The following is a 19254-nucleotide window of genomic DNA, read 5'->3' as shown; positions in this document are numbered from 1 at the left end:
GCCTACATTTCTCTTGCGGGAACTCCTGACACTTTGGTATTAGCTTGTACATGTTTTACAACGACGGCACCTGCTCCTACCAAACTATTTCTGCCAATTATCATTCCCTGAATGACAGCAGCACCTGTACCTATATGCGCATCGTCTTCTACTGTGACACTTCCTGATAATACCGCTCCGGGAGCGATATGTACGTGTTTCCCTATACTCGTGTCATGCTCAATGACTGCTCGCGTATTGATAATTGAATTGCTGTCAATATGTGTGCCAGGTTGGATAACTGCTCCTGCCATGACCTGCACTCCCTCTTCCAGTACCGCATGAGGTGAGACAATCGCGGATGGATGAATAACCTTGGAAAAGGAAAAGCCTTTCTCTTTCCAGAAAAGAAAAGCCTCTCGTTTTCGCGTGTTGTCCCCGACAGATCCTAATCCATTTACTAACAGTACATTCGATGGGGAGTAATTTTCTACCATCTGGTCGTCCCCAATCCAAGGGATGTCAAGAATCATGGACTTAGGTTGAGGATCTGTAAAACCTATCACTTCCACGTCCTGAAATTGTAAAATCTCTATAACAACCTTGGCATGACCGCCGCCGCCCAATACGATTATTGGCATCATAATTGTATCGCGTCATCTTCTTCGTAATCTCGATCGGCCACTTTCCCGATACACTCCCAGTACAACATGGGAGAAATTCCTGTCCCTGGGCGTTTGGAGGTTACATTTTCTGTTGTAAACTTGTCACCTTTCTTAATCGTTTTTGCGGCGACCAAGCTTTTACGTGCAACAGATTTGTTTTTTTGTTCCACTGGAGTAGCAAGCTTCATAGGCTTTCCTAAAGCCATTTCAACTTGACGAATAGAATCAATCATCTGCTTCAATTCATCCGGCTCTAAGGACGCCATGTGATCGGGACCAGGTAAAGATCTATCAAGAGTAAAATGCTTTTCGATAACCTTGGCTCCTCGAGCTACAGCCGCAATGGGAACAGAGATGCCACGGGTATGATCCGAAAATCCTACGCGTAATCCAAATGCAGATGCTAGTGTATCCATCGCTCTTAAATTTACATCCTCAAAAGGCGCGGGGTACTCTGTTGTACAATGAAGAAGCGTAACTTTTTCCCGCAACACTTGTTGTCCTTCCTCACTTGAATAAACCTCCATAAACCTAGAAAGAGAAGGAGCTTGTTTATCCGCAACATAACCATAGGAAAGGACAGCCAATGCTTGCTCAATTTCGCCTAAGTTTGACATCCCTGTCGACAGGAATACAGGGAGATTTGAACGAGCGATCTTTAATAGTAATGGAGCGTTAGTAATTTCACCTGAAGGAATTTTCAACTGGTCAACCTGGATATCATGAGCAAGTAAATCGACACTCTCTACATCAAATGGGGTGGACAAGAATTTAATATTATTATTTCGGCAGCAATGGACAAGTTCTTCATGCATCTCTCGACTCAATTCCAGCTTTTTAACCATCTCGAGCTGAGTCTCTTCTTTATCTGTTCTTTTCTTTTGATAATCAGCTTTTTGTGCATGCCTGCTGATAATATGTTCAGCCTTAAATGTCTGGAATTTCACCGCATCGGCTCCTGCTTCTACGGCCCGATAAATTAATTCCTTCGCCATGTCCAAGGATCCATTATGATTGACTCCTGCTTCTGCAATGATAAATGTTCTGAACATGACTACACCTCCAAAGAAAGGTCATAAAATCCTTTATTGAGTAATGATGAAAGATTCACTTGTTTAAGAAGCCCCTTTATCTTGCCAGACACTTCTCCTTCTCCATAGGGGGAATTCATAAATGTAATATCTCTTCTAAACTCCGGAGAGAGCGCCTGTTTTATTGCATCGCAAATCGATTCTTTTGTCTCCATACAATTAATAATGGAGGAAGCTTGTATTCTTCCCTTTTGCCTATCTCCCATATTGACGGTTGGTTTTTTGAAATACGGAACTTCAAGTATACCGCTAGAGGAATTTCCAATTACTGCATCAACGTGTTGTATGGCACTTAAATACCTCAGTTGGCCAAGCGAAACAAAGGCTTTGCACGTGGAAGGACGCTTCCCAACGTATTCATCGATCATTCTGGATATAAGGCGCCCCTCCATGTCTGCGTTTGGTTTTGTAAAAATACACGTCGCATTGGGAAACTCATCGAGCGCATGAAACAATTCATTCATCGCTTTCTCGGATTGGCCTTGGTTCAACGTTACCGGATGATAGGTCAAAAGAAAGCTTGGATCTCTTAATGGAAGCTGCACCGATTCCTCGAAAGATTTGCGATCCATCAAATTCATCTTTCTGATATTATCCAGACCAATTGCGCCGACGGTATATACGCGGTCAGGTTGCTCTCCCATTTGAATGACTCGCCGTCTATATACCTCCGTTGAAACGAAGTGTAAATGAGACATCTTGGTCACGGAATGCCTGATTGCTTCGTCAATGACACCTTCTGTGGTCTCTCCACCATGTAAATGGGCAAGCGGGATACGAGCTACCATTGCTGCCTGAGCAGCAGCTAAAATTTCAAATCGATCTCCTAAAACAACAACGATATCCGGCTTGAGTCTCTCAAAAGCCCCTGCAAAACCGATCACTCCCAATCCAACGGAGGTTGCAACCCCCACAGAAGTATCACTTGAGAGAAGCATTTCTACTTTTTCATCTATAACAAAGCCATCTTGCTCAATTATCTTATACGTAAGCCCAAACTCTGGAGACAAATGCATCCCCGTAGCCACTATTTGGAGATGTAGATCGGGGTCATCCTGAATCTCACGCATTAACCAATAGAGAAGGCCATATTCTGCTCGTGTACCAGTAACGACACATATTTTACGACTCGACATACACTGCCCCCAAATTTGAGCTGCTTGGGATATTCACGATACTAGATTCCAAATTCAGAGCTACAGTCAGATCCATTCTGGGTGCCTGCTCATACATAGGAAGGCTGCTCAGTAGACGCCATACTGGCCTCGTCATCAAACCATGCTCGTTAGTTAATCTCAAGATATCATCACGCAGATGGCTCCATTCCGGCTTCAATCGGAGCGTATTGAGCCAATAGTTGCTGGTACAGTAGTTAGGCTCGGTTATAAAAGAAACTCCTTCCACATCCGAGAACCTATCTTGATAGACATGTGCCAAAGCTCTTTTTTGAGCTAGAAAAGCAGGTAGTTGCTCTAGTTGAGCACACCCCAGAGCAGCATTGATATTTGGCATCCGATAATTGTAACCAACCTGGTCGTGGACAAACTCCCATGCATGTGGCTGTTTCGCTGTTGTTGTCAAATGCTTGGCCAATTGCCCCAACGACTCATCATTTGTTATGATTGCTCCTCCGCCACCCGTTGTCATGATTTTATTCCCATTAAAACTAAGAGCAGAGACTCGCCCCCAATTACCTGTATGGCGTCCTTTATAATACGAACCTAATGATTCCGCTGCATCTTCAATGAGTTCTAAATGATATCTCTCACAGACGTCTACCAGCTTATCCAATTCAACTGGATGCCCAAATGTATGCATAGGTACAACCGCTTTTATTCTTCGGCCAGTTTGCTTGTTATAGCATGCTTGATCACGAACAACTGCAATCTCCTGGAGGTACTCATCCAGCTTCACTGGGTCCAAGCCAAGTGTTGCTTCAGAGCTATCAACAAAATGAGGAATGGCACCACAGTAGGCAACAGCATTGGCGGTTGCAATAAAAGACAAGGCGGGAATTATTACTTCATCATCCCGCTCTACGCCTACGAGTTTTAGACATATATGCAGGGCAGCTGTACCGTTAACAACAGCAACGGCACGCTTTGTCCCTGTATATTCCTTAAGCATCTCCTCGAATTTATCCACATATTTCCCAACTGATGAAACCCACCCTGTATCCAAACATTCTTTTACATAAACCCATTCATTTCCTTGAAAACTCGGCTCATGCAAAGCAATAAAATCTTTGTCAGGAGAAATAACTTCGTTTAATATTGATACGATTTTTTCAGCTGAGATTGTCGTCTTCATAGATTGTATATCCCCGCTTTGTACTGGCTTAAATGAGACGGATTTAAAAACCATTCAATCGTTTCAGCCAGACCTCTTTTAAATCCCTCAGTCCCGCTATAGTCAGGTTCCCAGCCAAGTAATTCTTTTGCTTTCGAATTGTCCGCCCACAAACGCTCTACTTCACTTTTTTCCGGACGAAGGCGGTTGTCCTCTGTCACTATCTCAATGTCTTGTCCCATCAATTCAGCGATAAATTCAGCAGTTTGTCCAATCGAAACCTCATAATTGCTGCCTATATTGATCACTTCACCAACAGAACGATCCGATTGTGCCATCGAAATGAAGCCCCTGACTGTATCTTTTACGTAATTAAAGTCTCGTGTTGGATGAAGGGATCCCAGTTTGATAGTCTTTTGCCCAGCAGCGATTTGGGTAATAATCGTTGGAATTACGGCACGAGCAGATTGTCTTGGACCATACGTATTAAATGGGCGAATGATTGAAACTGGGAGACCGAATGAATTATAAAACGACAAGGCCATCTGATCGGCACCTATTTTACTGGCTGAATATGGTGATTGTCCTTGAAGTGGATGATTCTCAGTTATGGGAACGAACTTTGCTGTACCGTATACTTCACTCGTAGAGGTATGAATAACTTTTTCAACCCCTAACTCTCTCGCAGCCTGCATGATGTTTAAAGTACCTTTTATATTGGTATCTACATATGTATCCGGTGAATGGTAGGAGTATGGAATAGCAATCAGAGCAGCCAAATGCATAACAACATCGCAATTCTCCATCGCTTTCTTAACACCGTGAGGATCGCGAATATCCCCCGAGAAAATTTCTACTTGGGATACAATCTCCTGAGGAGAATGATCCAACCAACCCCAAGAGTTGAAAGAGTTATAGTTGACAAATGCCCTCACATCGTATCCTTCCTGAACAAGCCGCTCTGTTAAATGCGACCCGATAAATCCGTCAGAGCCTGTGACCAATATTTTCTTCCCTTTAAGATTCATCAACAACTACCACCATTCTTAAAAACTATTTTTTCTCAGCGAAGATGCGGTCACTTGCTTCTTTCAAAACTTCTTTCATAGCGGCAAGATCATCCAAGCAGCTTTCCATGTACTTCGTAAACTGGTTCACAACTTTTTCAGCTTTATCAAGAGGCTCCGTATGATAGCGTACTTCCTCGAACAACTTCATGACGATTGCAAATCCCAAACTGTTCATTCTTTGAATAACGAATAGATTAAAGTGATTTTGCTGCAACCGATCAAATAGTTTATCAAATTTGTTAAATGCCTTTTCCAGCAATAATACATTTTTCGTAGCAGTTAATGCTCTCATCTCATTTAATAGCTCTTCGAAACGCTTGAATATTTTCCCCAACTCTTGACATGACTCATTAAGATTGCGGTATTTCTGTCTAAGGTAGGTTTCATCAATATCAAGGCTTTCTTCTAGTTTATCTACCCATGCCTTATGAATGACCCCATGCCCTCTTAATTTGTTGGAGATCAAGTCCTCGAGTGGCATGAATGTAGTTCCTTCAATATGGGCTCCACCCTTTGTTGCATTCCATATTGTAATTGGTTGAATAGAAGCAATAAACTCTTCCATCTCCAATCTCATTTCTGTATGGCCACGACTGCTCAATATCATGTTCCCGTAAACATCCTTAACAGAAGAAGCAGTCTCTTTTTGCTCTTCAGTCGTCCTCGAATCAATGTAGGAGATTCCGGAAGCATAATAGTCTTCTCCTCGATATCCGAAATTTTGCCCCACCAGAATAATGGGTGAGCACCCAATCTGATGTAATACGCTCATCGCGATGCTCGAAATTGTCCTTAATCGTTCCGCTGTCAACAGCTGTTCTTCGCTTTTGGACTTTATTAACAAATCTACAATAGAGTCATGACGAACAAAAAAGTGAATGAGTTTACCTGGATATTTCTCTACAGTCTCATAGCCAATCGTCGAACCAAAGATCAATGGGATGTCCGTAATGTTCGAATCAATGATTTTCTCAAAAACCTTGGCATTCATGACACTACCATCATAAGAAAAGGCTGCATCCGGATAAATTCCATTTGAAATTAACGAGTTAATGGCAGAACCAACTGAAAATATGTAGGCTAAGCCCTCTTCCTTGATTTTTCTTAAATTTTCATATTCGTCATTTAAAGAAGGACCTGCTGCTACAATAATCGCAGGTTTATCTCTAAATAATTCATTGTGTCCATGTAAAATATTTGGCGTCTCTAACATGTAAGGGAGATTCTTGAGTCCATTGACCGCTTCCCTTTTTGAAAAAATCAATCGAGTGGAGATGATTTCTTTATTTTCATAAACGGACTCCCGAAATACTTCAACAAACTTTCGGGTCGATTCTGGATAAATACGATCATAGCTATTCAGTATGACAATCTTAACTTCCTTATCTAAAAAATGAGTGAACTTGCGAAGATTTTCCTTCAAGTCATCGCTAGTCGTTTCTGTCATCATATTTGCTAGTTGAGTGCCCGGTTGCCATTTGTTTAAATCAAAGACGGATAAAAACTTTGTGAGAATAGAAAGATTTGGTTCATAAATCGAAAAGCTAAGGGAAGGATGAAGTTTTAATAATTCTTGAATATGATAACCTAAGCCAACCCCATAAAACAAAATATGCTGACTGGGGTCAAGTTCCTGAATCGAACTGACAAATCTCTCCGCTTCCCCTAACGGATCATATTTACTATGAATATAGTTCCACCCGGATTCAACATGGACTGCAACTGTGCTTACCTGCTTCCGTGTCTCCTCAAGACGTACAAGTGAGTCATTGGCTTTTTTATCGGATATCTGCTGCCATACTTGAGGAAAGTACGTTTTCAGTAACTGTATATTTTCAGTTAATATCAAATGTCTTCCCTCCATCTATTACTGATAATGTTTCGATTGCCTTTTCAAATCGAGGAATGATTTCAAATTGAATAATATCACCAATTTGACCAGCGTCTTTTTGAGATACAGCAATCTCAAGATTACGGACTTCTTCCCGGTAGTCCAAAAATGCCCGACTATCTGTATATTCAGCTACCTTACTAATCCATTCCATGCTCTCAATCAATTTACCAAATTCCTGCCATGCTCTTTCTGAAGGACTGTCATAAAAATCTTGATAAAGAGTCTCTAATAACGGCAAGGAATTTTGCAAATACTCTTCTACAGAATGCAATGTCTCCCGTCTCCATTGTTCCTGTGTCAGGAGAATCGCTACAATTGTTTCGATAGTTTCTCCTCTATCTGCAACGAGTTGAGCTAAATCATCATAAAATTCTTCTCCATTGACCTCAAATCCACAAAATACCAGTGAATGGTCTCTAACCGCTTGATCAACAATATTTAAAACCGTTTCAATCATTACAGAATTATTTTCTATGATATATTCTTGTCCAGCCGCTATCAGTTTCATGATCTGCACCTCCGTATTGTTCATTACTAGTATCGGCTAATCAATTTACCCCGTTTATATGATAAACATGGAAATAAAAAAAAGCATGGGCATCCTTACGGATTTCCATGCTTTTTTATTCATTCTTTGATTAACGGAGAAGTTGCAGAACGCCTTGTGGCAATTGGTTAGCTTGAGCAAGCATAGCTTGGGAAGCTTGAGTCAAGATGTTGTTCTTAGTGAAAGCCATTTGCTCTTTCGCCATATCTACATCGCGGATACGGGATTCAGCTGCAGTCAGGTTTTCAGAAGTAATGTTCAGGTTGTTGATAGTGTTTTCCAAACGGTTTTGGTTAGCACCCAAGTAGGAACGAGCAGCAGATACTTTGTTAATCACTGTGTCAATGCTACCCAGTACAGTAGAAGCTTTAGCTGCAGTGTCAAGTCCCCATCCCTTAATAGCAGTATCAACTGCAGCGATAGAGAACTTATCTTTTGCCAAAGTCAATTTTTGACCTGCTTCTTGACCGATTTGGATGTCAACAGATTTGGAACCATTCAACAAAGTAATTCCGTTGAATTTGGTGTTGTCTTTAATGTTAGTAACCTCTTTGGACAGCTCTTTCAACTCTTCATCCAGACGAGCACGGTCAGCAGCGTCATCGTAAGTTCCGTTAGCGGATTGTGTAGCCAGTTCTTTAATACGAACGAGCATGTTGTTCACAGTTTGCAGTGCACCCTCAGCTACTTGGATCAGGGAGATACCGTCTTGGGAGTTACGGGAAGCTTGCTCCATACCACGGATTTGTGCACGCATACGCTCAGAGATGGAGAGACCAGCAGCATCGTCAGCAGCACGGTTGATGCGGTAGCCGGAAGACAATTTCTCAACGTTTTTAGACAGGTTGCCACCGTTTACACCCAGTTGACGGTGAGTATTCATTGCAGACATATTGTGTTGGATAATCATGTACAATTCCTCCTTGAGTTTGACAGTCACGTCCCTGTGACTGTTGGTTAATAGGCAGGACTTACTGCAACCGCGCGCTTGCAGCTTGCCCTCACAATATTTATATCGGAAGTCTCCTTGATTCGTTTTAGTACTTTTTACTCTCTTTTTTTAATTTTTTTCTCGAAATCTTATGAGCATCGCTAGAAATACCGATTTATATAAAAAGCAGCGCAAAAAAGGAGGACTCAACTTGTCTCAATCCAATTCAATTATCCTCGTCCCTGCCTATATGGATCAGTTTCAATGCATTGGTTCTTCCTGCGAAGATACCTGTTGCACTGGATGGAGCGTAACCATAGACAGAGCAACCTATAAAAAATATAAAAAAGTAAAAGATCCTGCTCTCGCAAAAAAGTTAGATACTGTTGTAACAAGAAACAAGAAGAGTTCAACAGATAACAACTATGCAATAATGACGATGACTGAGTGTAAAAGCTGTCCTATGCTCTCAGTTGAGAACCTTTGCGAAATCCAGTTAAATGTAGGGGAAGACTATTTGTCAACAACGTGTGCTTCATACCCTCGTGTAACCAATACCGTGAACCGCAACTATGAAATGTCCGCGAATTTATCCTGTCCTGAGGCTGCAAGATTGGCTTTACTTAACCCGAATCCAATGGAATTTTTTGAAATAAAACTAAAAAAAAACCAGAAACATCTGTTCTTTTCACAGCTTGAACCGAATAATTACACCGATAATCAAATAATGTCTTACTTTTGGGACTTGCGTATTTTTTCTATTGGACTCATACAGAACCGAAGTTACGACATTACGGACCGACTCTTAATTTTGGGGTTGTTTTATCAAAATTTACAGGACATCGTTGCAGCTGGAAACACAACTGAAACCCCTCAGTTAATCGAAAACTACAGAAAGTTGATTCAAGCAGGTACATTACGCCAATCCCTAGCTCAAATTCCTATTGAGGCATCTGCACAAATTCGTCTGTTGAAAGAATTAATCGACGTTCGCATTCATTCAGGAGCCGCCAACAGTCGTTATCTTAACAGCTTCGAGGCTTTCTTGGCAGGAATAAATTATACGGATAGAGATGACATTGAAGCAATTGCCTCCCGATATCAGCATGCTCACGATATGTACTATAAGCCTTTCATGGAAAAACATTTTTACATTTTAGAAAACTATCTAGTTAATCAAATGTATAAAAACCTCTTCCCCTTCTACGGAAACAGCTTAAGCCTCATGGATAATTATGTTATGCTAGCTCTTCATTACAGCTTGATCAAGATGCATTTGATTGGGATCGCTGGCTTCCACAAATCTGATTTCAATTTAAATCATATACTTACATTGATTCAATCTTTAGCAAAAACAATAGAGCATAACCCAAGATACCTTCAATTCGCCTTCGATTATCTAAAGAAAAAAGAATTCACGTCCATCGCCGGGATGGCTATATTCCTAAAAAACTAGACAAAAAGAGTTGTCGAATGTGTTTTCGACAACTCTTTTTGCAACTAACATTAATAGGTTACGACAATCATCTTGTCACTCTAATCGTGTTATTACTATTTATCACTTTCATGATCGTTCTTTAGAAAAAACTGCTTCACCGCTACCCAATCTCTCTGATTCTGCGTCGCCAGTCGATTTTCTTCCTGAATCGCATCAAAAATTTCTTTCCGATACACTTCCAAATTACGCGGGGCATCGATGCCTATTTTAACCTGATCGCCATCAATTGAGATAATCTTGATTTCGATGGTGTCTCCTATCATGATCGATTCGTTTTTCTTTCGAGAAAGGACCAGCATATAAACACCACCTACTTTTGATCGTCAGCTTGTTGTTTAAACAACGCCTGACGAATGGAATATGTATCTTCCTGCAGAATCACTTGTCTGCCCATACGATTGCTCAGATTCACCACGATCGGGGCCTTTAGGTTCACTGTTGCCTCATTGTTACCACGAAGCGTAACAATGGAGAACACCCCTAACTGGGATTCTTCATCTACATGCAGGGCATTTTTGGCCACATCTGAAAGCTCAAATTCGTAATCGGGGAAAAAGGAAAAAGGATCGATTACCCAAAAGCCTACTTCCTTCTCTTCCGTAGACTGAATGATAAAAAAAGGACTTTCCTCTTCCTGTAACAGTTGAAAAAATTGCAAATGGGAAAAACCAGGGATGCCATCTTCAAAAAATAGCTTGCCCAATTCAACCTGTTGACTCATGTTCATGTTTTCCCCTCACTCACATCATTTGATCCAGTTGACTGCCAACCACATCTATTTTCAGACTATTATATTGTATCATATACGGCTCAACCTTGCCCGGCGTATAGGACAATTCAGGCGATCGTAATACTGGATCCATACGCATCCCGTTTCGCTGTACATCTATAGCAACCGGCTTGAATTCCGCACTTATATTTACACCATCATCTGACGAAGCTGCTGGAGGAGTATATCCTCCCTCCAGCACGCGCAATCCTTTTTCCCGACCAATTTCTGCAATTGCGTTTTCCTTCGTATAAATCCGCATGAGACGATCGCCCTCTTGACTTTTCTCTGCGATCGCCTGCATAGCCTTTTGTTTTCCATAAGCAGCACTACTATCGCTAAACTGCATCGAAGTCATAATGCCAATATTAGCACGGGCCTGACTAGAATCGATCTGCAATATCGTACGGGCCTGTTCCACGGAAAGTGTGGCAGGGATCTGCCGCAAATTCATTTCTGCTTTTGGCTGCTTGATTTCTTGAACAGGCTTATTTATGTTTAATCCTAGTTGAGCAAACGTGCTTTCCATTCGAATTTTGGGAATTTGCATTGGCTATTCACCCTCATCTTTCCTTAGCGAAGGAAATCCAACAAAGTTGGCTGAATAATACGGGCACCTGAACCTAAAGCTGCGTTGTGGACACTTTCCTGTGTTTTTAATTCTGTCATGACTTTCGCCATATCCGCATCTTCATTTTTTGACATTAGCCCAGTAATATTAACTTCTTGACCCTTTAAACGCTCGGCAATAAGGTCAACACGGTTTACACTTGCTCCAAGGGAAGCCCGCTCGGCCAATAATTTATCAAACTGCTGATCAATTCCCGTGATAAATTGTGCGGCACTTCTACCATTGCTCAACTCAGTAATAATATTATCTAACACCTTAAACATATTGTTGGCATTGTTGGGATAGTTAAATAAGTTTTGTGCGTTAATGTTTGAAGTCACAAAAACATTCTGGCTCACTTCCAAATTAATCGGAGAGCTATTTGTACTGACGAAGTCACCTTTTCCCCCATTTGCAGTGGGATCATAAGGAGGTATGTTTGTATCTGTACCAGCAAAGATATACTTACCATTAATTTGCTGATTGGCTAGTGTACCTAAGTGAGTTTTCAGTTCCCGAACTTCTGATGCCATTGTGTTCAGGTCAGCGGGAGAAATGGCACCATCACCGGAATAAACAAGAAGCTCTTTGATCCGCTTCATAACGTTTCCAACTTCATCCATCGTACTATCTGTCATATCCATCCAGGATTGTGCTTCGTCAATGTTTCTTATATACTGATCATTCTCCATCAACGAAGAACGATAAAACATCCCCCGTGCTGCCACTACCGGATCATCAGATGGTTTGGCAATTTTGCTTCCAGATGAAAGCTGGTGCTGCAGATTATCCATAGAGCGCATGGAATTATGCAAATTCCGTAGCATATTACTATTTAACATGTTCTGTGTTACACGTACCGCCATGATTTAATCCCTCCCACTACAGGCCCACTCGGCCCATACCGTTGATGACTTTATCCAAAACCTCGTCCATGCTTGTCATGACACGTGCAGATGCACTGTACGCATGTTGGTACTTCACCATTTCCGCCATTTCATCGTCAATGGATACACCTGATACAGATTGTCGCTGGTTGTCTACAGTTCCGACAAGCATCTCGGAGTTAAGTCGATTACGTTCAGCTTCTTGAGCATCCACGCCCAATTGACTGATCGTATAGCGATAGTAGTTATCCAAAGTTGAGCTCTCCGCCAAATCATTGGGGCCAGCACCTGCCTGGAGCACTTTGAACTTAATAGAAGCAATAGCCAATGCGTTCTCATTGTTCCCTACTGGAGTACTTCCAGTTTCAGGTTTTGCCACAGCAATCGCATCCAAGCTCTTCATAATTTCCGGATTAATGACAATCCCAGAAGCACTCGTTGGATAATTTTTGGTTGCTGGGTTGGCAGCCAAAGAATTCGCATCCACGAAGAACGGCAGATCCTGCACAGTCCCATTGTTAATATCACTCAAGCTTCGTCCTGCCCGATGCAGATCATTAATTTCTTTCGTCAGATTCACCGCCAAAACATCCAAGCGTTTTAGCATATTCGGCACGATCTGATCACGAGATTGGAGGGTTCCTGCCATGTAGCCGGTTGTCGGCACAAACGCCGCTCCGCCCAGCGTCATGTCACTCATGCCCGTAGCTGGATTCTGTACAGTAGCTACCGGCTGCGATGTAATTCCAGTAACAAAATCCCGACCTTCAATGGTCACATTAACCATACCCGCTGTTGATTGAGTCGCACGGACCTCCACCAGCTTGGAGAGCTTGTCCAAAAGCACGTCACGTTGGTCATAGAGATCGTTTGGTTGATAGCCGTGAGGGACAACGTTTGCAATCTGATTGTTCAAGTTAGCAATCTGTTGGCCCAAGGAGTTGATCTCCATTGATTTTACATTGACCACGTTATTGAGATCAGTTTGTACTTCCTTAATATGATTGGTCAGCGTATTAAACGTATCCGCTACTGCCTTGCTTCGTTCCCGAACAACTGCGCGAGCCGATGTATCCGTCGGATCTTTGGCCAAGTCCTGCCATGCTTGCCACATTTGGTCCATAACCTTTTGCAAGCCAGTGTCAGACGGCTCATTCATGATGCCTTCCAATTTCTCCAACGTTTCCAAACGCCCATCCCAGTAACCTTGGCGTTTGTACTCATTCCGATACTGAATATCCAGAAACTCTTCCCGTAGACGCTGGATACTAGTAGCTTGAACCCCTGTCCCGAGCAACCCAGGCTCAATACTCGCTTGCATCCCCACATAAGGCAAGCCCGTCGTAGCCTGCATGTTCACGCGCTGACGACTGTAGCCTTCCGTATTCGCATTGGAGATATTGTGTCCCGTTGTATTTAGCGCGGACTGTTGAGCGAACAAGCCGCGTTTGCTGACTTCAATTCCATGAAAAGTAGAGCGCATTTCGACACCTCTTTACGCTTTTTTATTGAAAAATGTTCGATTAGCCTGACGATAAGTATCCGAGGTTGGCCTTCCGTAGATGTAGTCGTCCTCGGGCGTATCTGTGATCAGGTCGAGCGTCATGTTAACAAAAGAAAGGGATTGCTCCAGTAACTGCTGATTCAGGTCGTTAGCATCCCGCAGTTCAGTCACAATCCGGCTTAGCTCATTACGACAGGAAGTGAGTCGCATCTTCTCTTCCGCACTGGTCGTCAACTTGATCAATTCAGCCAGTGTGCCTTCTTGCAGCGCAAAGCCCTTCTGTGCTGTCAGTTCTTTTACGACTTGCTGGCGGGCTGCTTCAGCTTCTGTGACGCCCTTGATCAGTTTTTGCTCCTGGCGTGTAATGGCTATAAGTTCATCCACATTTCCTTTTACCAGCACTTCTTTCTTGTGCATGGCTAAGGTGTACAAGGCTTTGTGCAACTGGATCAAGTTGTCGAGCAGATCGTAGAGTCTGTTCATTCCTTGCTTCTCCTCATCTTCCATCGAAACTATTCAAAGAGGCTATTCAAAGAGCCCTCTTCAGATCTGTGTTACAACTTTTTCCAAAAGGACAGGAGCTTATCAGCGATCCGCTCACTTGAGACGTGATATTTTCCTTCCTCCAATTGCTTCTTCAACTGCTCCACTTTTTCCCGACGTTGTGGAGAGTTGACATCTTCTACTTGCTTTTGCATTTCCAGCGCCTCTGTGGAAATGTTTACTTCATCCTTGCCCATCGGGATTTTGCCGCTTTTGCCTACCTGATTGTTTCCTGTCTTGTTGTAGGCATTGATCATCCCGACACGGTTAGGTTCATTAATCCGCATCTGATTACCATCCTCTCATACCAACGGTCTTTTCATAGAAAAAACCGATGACACCTCTTAGTAGTATCATCGGCAATTTCATCATGTACGATTAGTTTTTTTGCACAAAACTATTCGTCACTATTCTGCTTTCTTCGATAAGCTGCATTAGCCAGTTCGGCGCGTTGGAATTCGTCTAAACGTTGCTCTACCTCGAGTTGTTGCGTAATTTCATGCTTCAAGCCTTTTAGACAAGATTCGCAAATATTACCTGCTCGAATTAAAAAACCGCAGCGCTCACATGGATAGCCAAGATTGGGATTTCCCGCAACCGAAATACGCCCTTCTTTAATAAACTTCGTGATTTGCTTCACGCTCACACCGGTGGCTTCGCTCACTTGATGAATATTCGATCCGCGATTTTCGCGCTTACGCAAATACTGGGCGCATACCTCATATTCTTGTTCGACTTCTTTATAGCATTTGGGGCAAATGTCACGGACTGCTTGTACAAATACAGCATCACACCGCGAGCAGTTTGCCAACTTGCCCATAGACATATCGGACAACCCCTTTTCCGTTCAGAAAGTTCATACGGTTCCACATCCGTTGTATGCCTACATCATAGCTTAATTTTTCCAAACTGGCTATCGGTATATTGTCAAGGAGTACATCTCGCAGCTTGGCCCCAAATGTTCTCTGATTGTCCTCGCGCACGAACGCAACGTCGAACCAGTTGTATAAATATCGTCAAGGAGCAGGATTTTAGCAGCAGAGGGCATATCCTGACCATTCCACACAAAAGCTCCGTGCATGCTTTCGTGACGTGCAGCGCGCCCTTTTTGCTTACTCAGCTTTGGGGTGTCCCTCGCCCGGAGCAGCAACGGTTTTACAGGAATTTTGATTGCTGCTCCTAAATGACGAGCCAGCAAATCAACCTGATTAAAGCCGCGTTCCCGTAATCGCTGCGGATGCAGAGGAACCGTCGTGATACAGGTAAACCCCCTAGACTTGTAATAACGCTGAACGGTAATGGCGAGAAGTGTACCGTAGTATGAAGCTAGCCGCTCATCACCGCGGTATTTAAACAATCCGAGCAAATCCCTCTCTCCCTTTTCGTAGCGAAGCAGGCTCCGATTTGCGACCAAACTCTGACCATCTTCTCCATGAATACAATCCCTGCACAACCCTTCGTGGCTGATATTATCCTGAAATTCCCTATCCCGCCCGCACCGCTGGCAAATATCATGCCCAATCAACGGCAAAGCATCAAGGCAAGCTCCACATAACATAATCCCTTTTAACATGCAATAGGTGATCGGATAGCCCGCCTGGTCTGATAGCTGTCGCGCTTTTTCTCGAGCGACCGATTCCTTTAGGGATGCTACGATACGCCCACCACAACGAGCACACATCCCACTGGTCATGAAAGGCCTCTTTGTTCCGCGAGCTTTTGAGCCAAGCAGTTCATCTGTGAAATCTGTCTGACAGCCCGCTTTGGAGAAGTAGATCGTTCTGCTTGCAAAAATAGAACGCTACCCGACGTATCATCAACGGATCGTCCTACTCGCCCTGCTATCTGAACCAATGACGCCTCGTCAAAAACGGGTGCCTCCGCACCTACCACTACAACGTCACTCTTCGGTATGGTCACACCCCGCTCCAGAATTGTCGTCGTCACCATGACGGTATAACGTTTTTTTCGAAATGCGAGTACCTTCTCCTCCCGCATGGGGTCTGCCGCGTGGACTCCTGCCATCTCCCCTGCGTGCGCAGGCAGCCAATTTTGAAGGTATGATAGCACCCTGTCAATTTCATCAACTCGCGGGACAAAAACAAAAACTTGCCGCTCTTCATTCAAGGAGTTGTTGACCGTGTCAATTAGCGGTGCCACTGCTCGATTCGTCTGAACGCGCTTATGTAAGCCTTGTACCGTGAGAATCTTGGGGACAGGAAGCGCAGCACCATGATAGCGTCCAGGCAACAGAACATGTGTATCAGAGAATAGCGGTATCGCACCAGAGGAGCCTAGGCTTGAGCGCCCTTTTCTAACGAGCCGCTTTTGCAAATATTCCGGAGGTGTCGCGCTTAAGTAAAGGAGCTTCCCATTCTTTTTCACTGCTCTGGATAGCGCGCGATACAAAATGGGATCATTATGATAAGGGAACGCGTCGGCCTCGTCGAGAACCACCAGCAAAAAACGTCGATGGTACCGCATGACCTGATGCGTGGTCGCAATCGTGATATCACTCTCTTCCCACTTTTCCGCGCTCGAACCATGGACGGCAATCACTTTAGCCCCCGGAAAGACTCGCTTAATGCGCGGAGCCAGCTCCAACACGACGTCCTTTCGAGGTGTCGCAATCAGAACGCGACCGCCAGCAGCAAGTGCCTCCGTAATAGAAGGGAATAATAGCTCAGTTTTTCCTGATCCACAAACCGCCCAAATCAAATACTCAGACAGCCCTGGTCTCGGATTGGCTACAAAGCTACGCGCTCGCTCAGCTGCCCGCGATTGATCTGCCGAATATTGTCCCACCCACTCCAATCTCGCCACGTTTTGCAAGTGGTCTGCGCTACGGATTAGCGATGACCCTACATCCATTAAAAAATACGGCGTACAACACTTACTCCTGCCCATCCCTAAACAAGCTGTGCAATAAGCACAACCTTGCTCACACGTATGACAATAAGTAATCTCCACCTTCATTCCTGCACTTCCGCAGCGCTCACAGACCAACTCTAGCCGATTGCGCCACCATCCTCTTGTGACCGTAAAACGAATACCAGGTCGCCACTCTGCTTTGTTTGCAAGCACGAATGAATGCAAAGTGGCTGGTAAATCATGCACGTCCACCCCTCGCTTTTTCAGCAAGGACTCCACTTCATCCCATAGAAGCGCACGCCCATCCAAAATCTCGCTCAAAACAGCTTCTTGTAAATTCTCGTACGCGGAGCTCCTTTGGAGAAGTTCACGACCACCCGAATAGCCTAACAGAGCACCCGGCAATTTTCCGGATTCATTGCCACCTTGATACGAAACCTCCACACTCTCCTCAACCGACTCCCAAGAAAACCACCCATGCTCTCGGCGGTCCTGTATGTTCACTGCTTCCCGCCCATATAAGCTGCTCGCTTCGCACACGCTACTTACTGCCAGCGCTCTCAACTCTTTTACATATCCATCAGTCAGTACCCGTCCTTTACCGACTTGATCCGTCAAATACCCGTTCACCTTTGCTCGCAAGGAAAAAGCAAGAGCAAGCGACGAGGTCTTCCCGATGACATGCAAAACACACCCTTCTCTCTCCTGCCAAAAAGACCGATCTACAGAAAAGCTTGGCGTAACATAAGTCTGCACCTGTGGTATGGATCCGCCGCAAGCTTTGATATACAGCAAATACTCACGCATACGCTCACTCCTCGCCTTCTTGCTCTTAGTGTGCAAAAAGACAGACTGGTCCAGCAAATAAATTTCAGAGCCAAAATCAGGTCGTAAAAAAATAAAAAAGCCGCCGATCTATTGTCGACAGCTCATAATATTTACGCTCAGCAAACTTTTATGCTCCCTCTTTATTCTCCCGCAAATCAATGACGATGGTTCCTGCCGCCATCTCTTCCTGTACGTCTCCTAAACAATAGCCGTACGGATAACGATTCAAGACGGCTGTCATCTGTTTCGTATCATCGTCAGATCCATCATCTATCAAGGTAATTCGGATCGGTCTGCCACTCCAATACGAGCGAAACAGCAGACTCCTCACTACACGTTCCAGCACCTGTTCCGAATTGCGCACCAGCAACCGATAATGCTCATGCGGGAGCTCGCTCACGCTATCTGTCCGATTGGTCCAGCGCTCTGCGATCATTACCAGCAAAGAGGAGCAGCCAAATGCTGCCAAAAGCCATACAATCAGCTCTTCCATCACGGTCATACCTCCTCCTATACCAAGGTATGCCGCACGGCTTGAACAGCGTGCAAATAGGAAGCGCTTCCTACAATTTCACCCAGCCGTTTTTAATGGAGATGACAACCGCTTGTGTCCGGTCTTGAACATTGAGCTTTTGCAGAATGCTGCTGACGTGATTTTTAACCGTCTTTTCACTAATAAACAGGAATTCCCCAATGGCACGATTGCTTTTCCCTTCTGCCATCAGCTGCAATACTTCCCGCTCGCGACGGGTAAGCGATTCGATCACTTTGGGATCGATGGCTTGCGACTCATCTACGGAGAAGCTACGCTCTGCCGTCCCTTCCTGCTCGCTCAGACGACGGAATTCTTCAATCAGCTTGCCCGTCACCTTTGGATGTATGTAAGCACCACCACTCGCCACTACACGCACAGCGTCAACGAGGTCTGACGTTCCCATTTCCTTCAGCAGGTAGCCAGACGCTCCAGCTCGGAGTGTACGATACACATATCCCTCATCATCATGAATCGAGAGCATAATCACACGAGTAGAAGGGCTTACCGAAATCACATTTTCCGCAGCAGAAACGCCATTTATGTTCGGCATGTTAATATCCATCAACAAGACATCCGGCTTGTGCTCTTCCGCCAATACTGTGGCTTCTCCTCCGTCCGCACCTTCCCCGACGACCTTGAAATCTTCTTCCATTTCCAATATTCGCTTTACGCCTTCGCGAAATAATTGATGGTCATCCACAATCACAATGCGGAGTTCTTGCTGTCTCTTATCCATGGTTCAT

At 44.0% G+C, this 19254-nt stretch carries 21 protein-coding genes; 1 reads left to right on the top strand and 20 read right to left on the bottom strand.

Annotation, left to right across the window (positions count from 1 at the left end):
- Nucleotides 1-2: 2 nt before the first annotated feature.
- The 8 genes from M3630_RS15560 to M3630_RS15525 all read right to left on the bottom strand — a co-directional run bounded on the left by M3630_RS15560 (nt 3) and on the right by M3630_RS15525 (nt 8445).
- The gene (locus M3630_RS15560; protein WP_251252670.1) at nt 3-623 is read right to left on the bottom strand and encodes an acetyltransferase; all 621 of its coding nucleotides are present in this window, start codon (nt 621-623) and stop codon (nt 3-5) included.
- Nucleotides 620-1696 carry an N-acetylneuraminate synthase gene (neuB, locus tag M3630_RS15555; RefSeq protein ID WP_251252669.1) on the bottom strand — a complete coding sequence of 359 codons (1077 nt, stop codon included), beginning with the start codon at nt 1694-1696 and terminating at the stop codon, nt 620-622. Before neuB ends, M3630_RS15560 begins: the two co-directional genes overlap by 4 nt.
- A gap of 2 nt (nt 1697-1698) precedes the next feature.
- On the bottom strand, nt 1699-2871 hold the full coding sequence (gene neuC, locus M3630_RS15550) for a UDP-N-acetylglucosamine 2-epimerase (RefSeq protein WP_251252668.1): 1173 nt from the start codon (nt 2869-2871) through the stop codon (nt 1699-1701).
- Complete coding sequence (locus M3630_RS15545; protein ID WP_251252667.1) at nt 2858-4045, bottom strand: LegC family aminotransferase; 1188 nt, start codon at nt 4043-4045, stop codon at nt 2858-2860. The genes neuC and M3630_RS15545 overlap by 14 nt, the downstream gene beginning before the upstream one ends.
- Nucleotides 4042-5052 carry an NAD-dependent 4,6-dehydratase LegB gene (locus M3630_RS15540; protein WP_251252666.1) on the bottom strand — a complete coding sequence of 337 codons (1011 nt, stop codon included), beginning with the start codon at nt 5050-5052 and terminating at the stop codon, nt 4042-4044. Before M3630_RS15540 ends, M3630_RS15545 begins: the two co-directional genes overlap by 4 nt.
- Before the next feature lie 25 nt (nt 5053-5077).
- The gene (locus M3630_RS15535; protein WP_251252665.1) at nt 5078-6943 is read right to left on the bottom strand and encodes a motility associated factor glycosyltransferase family protein; all 1866 of its coding nucleotides are present in this window, start codon (nt 6941-6943) and stop codon (nt 5078-5080) included.
- Nucleotides 6930-7496, bottom strand: coding sequence for a hypothetical protein (locus M3630_RS15530; protein WP_251252664.1), 567 nt, complete (start codon nt 7494-7496; stop codon nt 6930-6932). Before M3630_RS15530 ends, M3630_RS15535 begins: the two co-directional genes overlap by 14 nt.
- Before the next feature lie 130 nt (nt 7497-7626).
- Nucleotides 7627-8445, bottom strand: coding sequence for a flagellin N-terminal helical domain-containing protein (locus M3630_RS15525; protein ID WP_251252663.1), 819 nt, complete (start codon nt 8443-8445; stop codon nt 7627-7629).
- A gap of 232 nt (nt 8446-8677) precedes the next feature.
- Here M3630_RS15525 and fliB point away from each other — a divergent pair, with 232 nt between their 5' ends.
- On the top strand, nt 8678-9922 hold the full coding sequence (fliB, locus tag M3630_RS15520) for a flagellin lysine-N-methylase (RefSeq protein ID WP_251252662.1): 1245 nt from the start codon (nt 8678-8680) through the stop codon (nt 9920-9922).
- A gap of 95 nt (nt 9923-10017) precedes the next feature.
- On the opposite strand, the gene csrA is transcribed toward fliB, so the two are convergent.
- The 12 genes from csrA to M3630_RS15460 all read right to left on the bottom strand — a co-directional run bounded on the left by csrA (nt 10018) and on the right by M3630_RS15460 (nt 19247).
- The gene (gene csrA / locus M3630_RS15515) at nt 10018-10263 is read right to left on the bottom strand and encodes a carbon storage regulator CsrA (protein WP_251252661.1); all 246 of its coding nucleotides are present in this window, start codon (nt 10261-10263) and stop codon (nt 10018-10020) included.
- An 11-nt stretch (nt 10264-10274) separates the two neighbouring features.
- Nucleotides 10275-10685 carry a flagellar assembly protein FliW gene (gene fliW / locus M3630_RS15510; RefSeq protein ID WP_353057236.1) on the bottom strand — a complete coding sequence of 137 codons (411 nt, stop codon included), beginning with the start codon at nt 10683-10685 and terminating at the stop codon, nt 10275-10277.
- Nucleotides 10686-10704: 19 nt separating this feature from the next.
- Nucleotides 10705-11283, bottom strand: coding sequence for a DUF6470 family protein (locus tag M3630_RS15505; RefSeq protein ID WP_251252659.1), 579 nt, complete (start codon nt 11281-11283; stop codon nt 10705-10707).
- Nucleotides 11284-11306: 23 nt separating this feature from the next.
- A complete protein-coding gene (gene flgL, locus M3630_RS15500; protein ID WP_251252658.1) occupies nt 11307-12209 on the bottom strand; it encodes a flagellar hook-associated protein FlgL in 903 nt (300 codons plus the stop codon).
- 16 nt (nt 12210-12225) lie between these two features.
- A complete protein-coding gene (gene flgK / locus M3630_RS15495) occupies nt 12226-13713 on the bottom strand; it encodes a flagellar hook-associated protein FlgK (RefSeq protein ID WP_251252657.1) in 1488 nt (495 codons plus the stop codon).
- Between the two features lie 12 nt (nt 13714-13725).
- Nucleotides 13726-14217 (bottom strand): flagellar protein FlgN, encoded by a 492-nt coding sequence (locus tag M3630_RS15490; protein ID WP_142065939.1) that lies wholly within the window; start codon nt 14215-14217, stop codon nt 13726-13728.
- Between the two features lie 71 nt (nt 14218-14288).
- The gene (gene flgM / locus M3630_RS15485; RefSeq protein ID WP_251252656.1) at nt 14289-14564 is read right to left on the bottom strand and encodes a flagellar biosynthesis anti-sigma factor FlgM; all 276 of its coding nucleotides are present in this window, start codon (nt 14562-14564) and stop codon (nt 14289-14291) included.
- Between the two features lie 110 nt (nt 14565-14674).
- Nucleotides 14675-15103 carry a TIGR03826 family flagellar region protein gene (locus tag M3630_RS15480; protein WP_251252655.1) on the bottom strand — a complete coding sequence of 143 codons (429 nt, stop codon included), beginning with the start codon at nt 15101-15103 and terminating at the stop codon, nt 14675-14677.
- Nucleotides 15104-15190: 87 nt separating this feature from the next.
- Nucleotides 15191-15970: a ComF family protein gene (locus tag M3630_RS15475; RefSeq protein ID WP_251252654.1), complete on the bottom strand. Its 780-nt coding sequence runs from the start codon at nt 15968-15970 to the stop codon at nt 15191-15193.
- Complete coding sequence (locus M3630_RS15470) at nt 15967-17955, bottom strand: ATP-dependent helicase ComFA (RefSeq protein ID WP_251252653.1); 1989 nt, start codon at nt 17953-17955, stop codon at nt 15967-15969. The genes M3630_RS15475 and M3630_RS15470 overlap by 4 nt, the downstream gene beginning before the upstream one ends.
- Before the next feature lie 148 nt (nt 17956-18103).
- Nucleotides 18104-18478, bottom strand: coding sequence for a glycosyltransferase family A protein (locus M3630_RS15465; RefSeq protein ID WP_251252652.1), 375 nt, complete (start codon nt 18476-18478; stop codon nt 18104-18106).
- Between the two features lie 61 nt (nt 18479-18539).
- Nucleotides 18540-19247 carry a response regulator gene (locus M3630_RS15460; RefSeq protein WP_015893575.1) on the bottom strand — a complete coding sequence of 236 codons (708 nt, stop codon included), beginning with the start codon at nt 19245-19247 and terminating at the stop codon, nt 18540-18542.
- Between the last annotated feature and the right edge of the window lie 7 nt (nt 19248-19254).

It is taken from the genome of Brevibacillus sp. MER 51 (genome assembly GCF_023714195.1).
Classification (GTDB): Bacteria; Bacillota; Bacilli; order Brevibacillales; family Brevibacillaceae; genus Brevibacillus.
The sequence above is the reverse complement of the archived record's forward strand: the minus strand, read 5'-3'. Positions and strand labels throughout refer to the sequence as shown.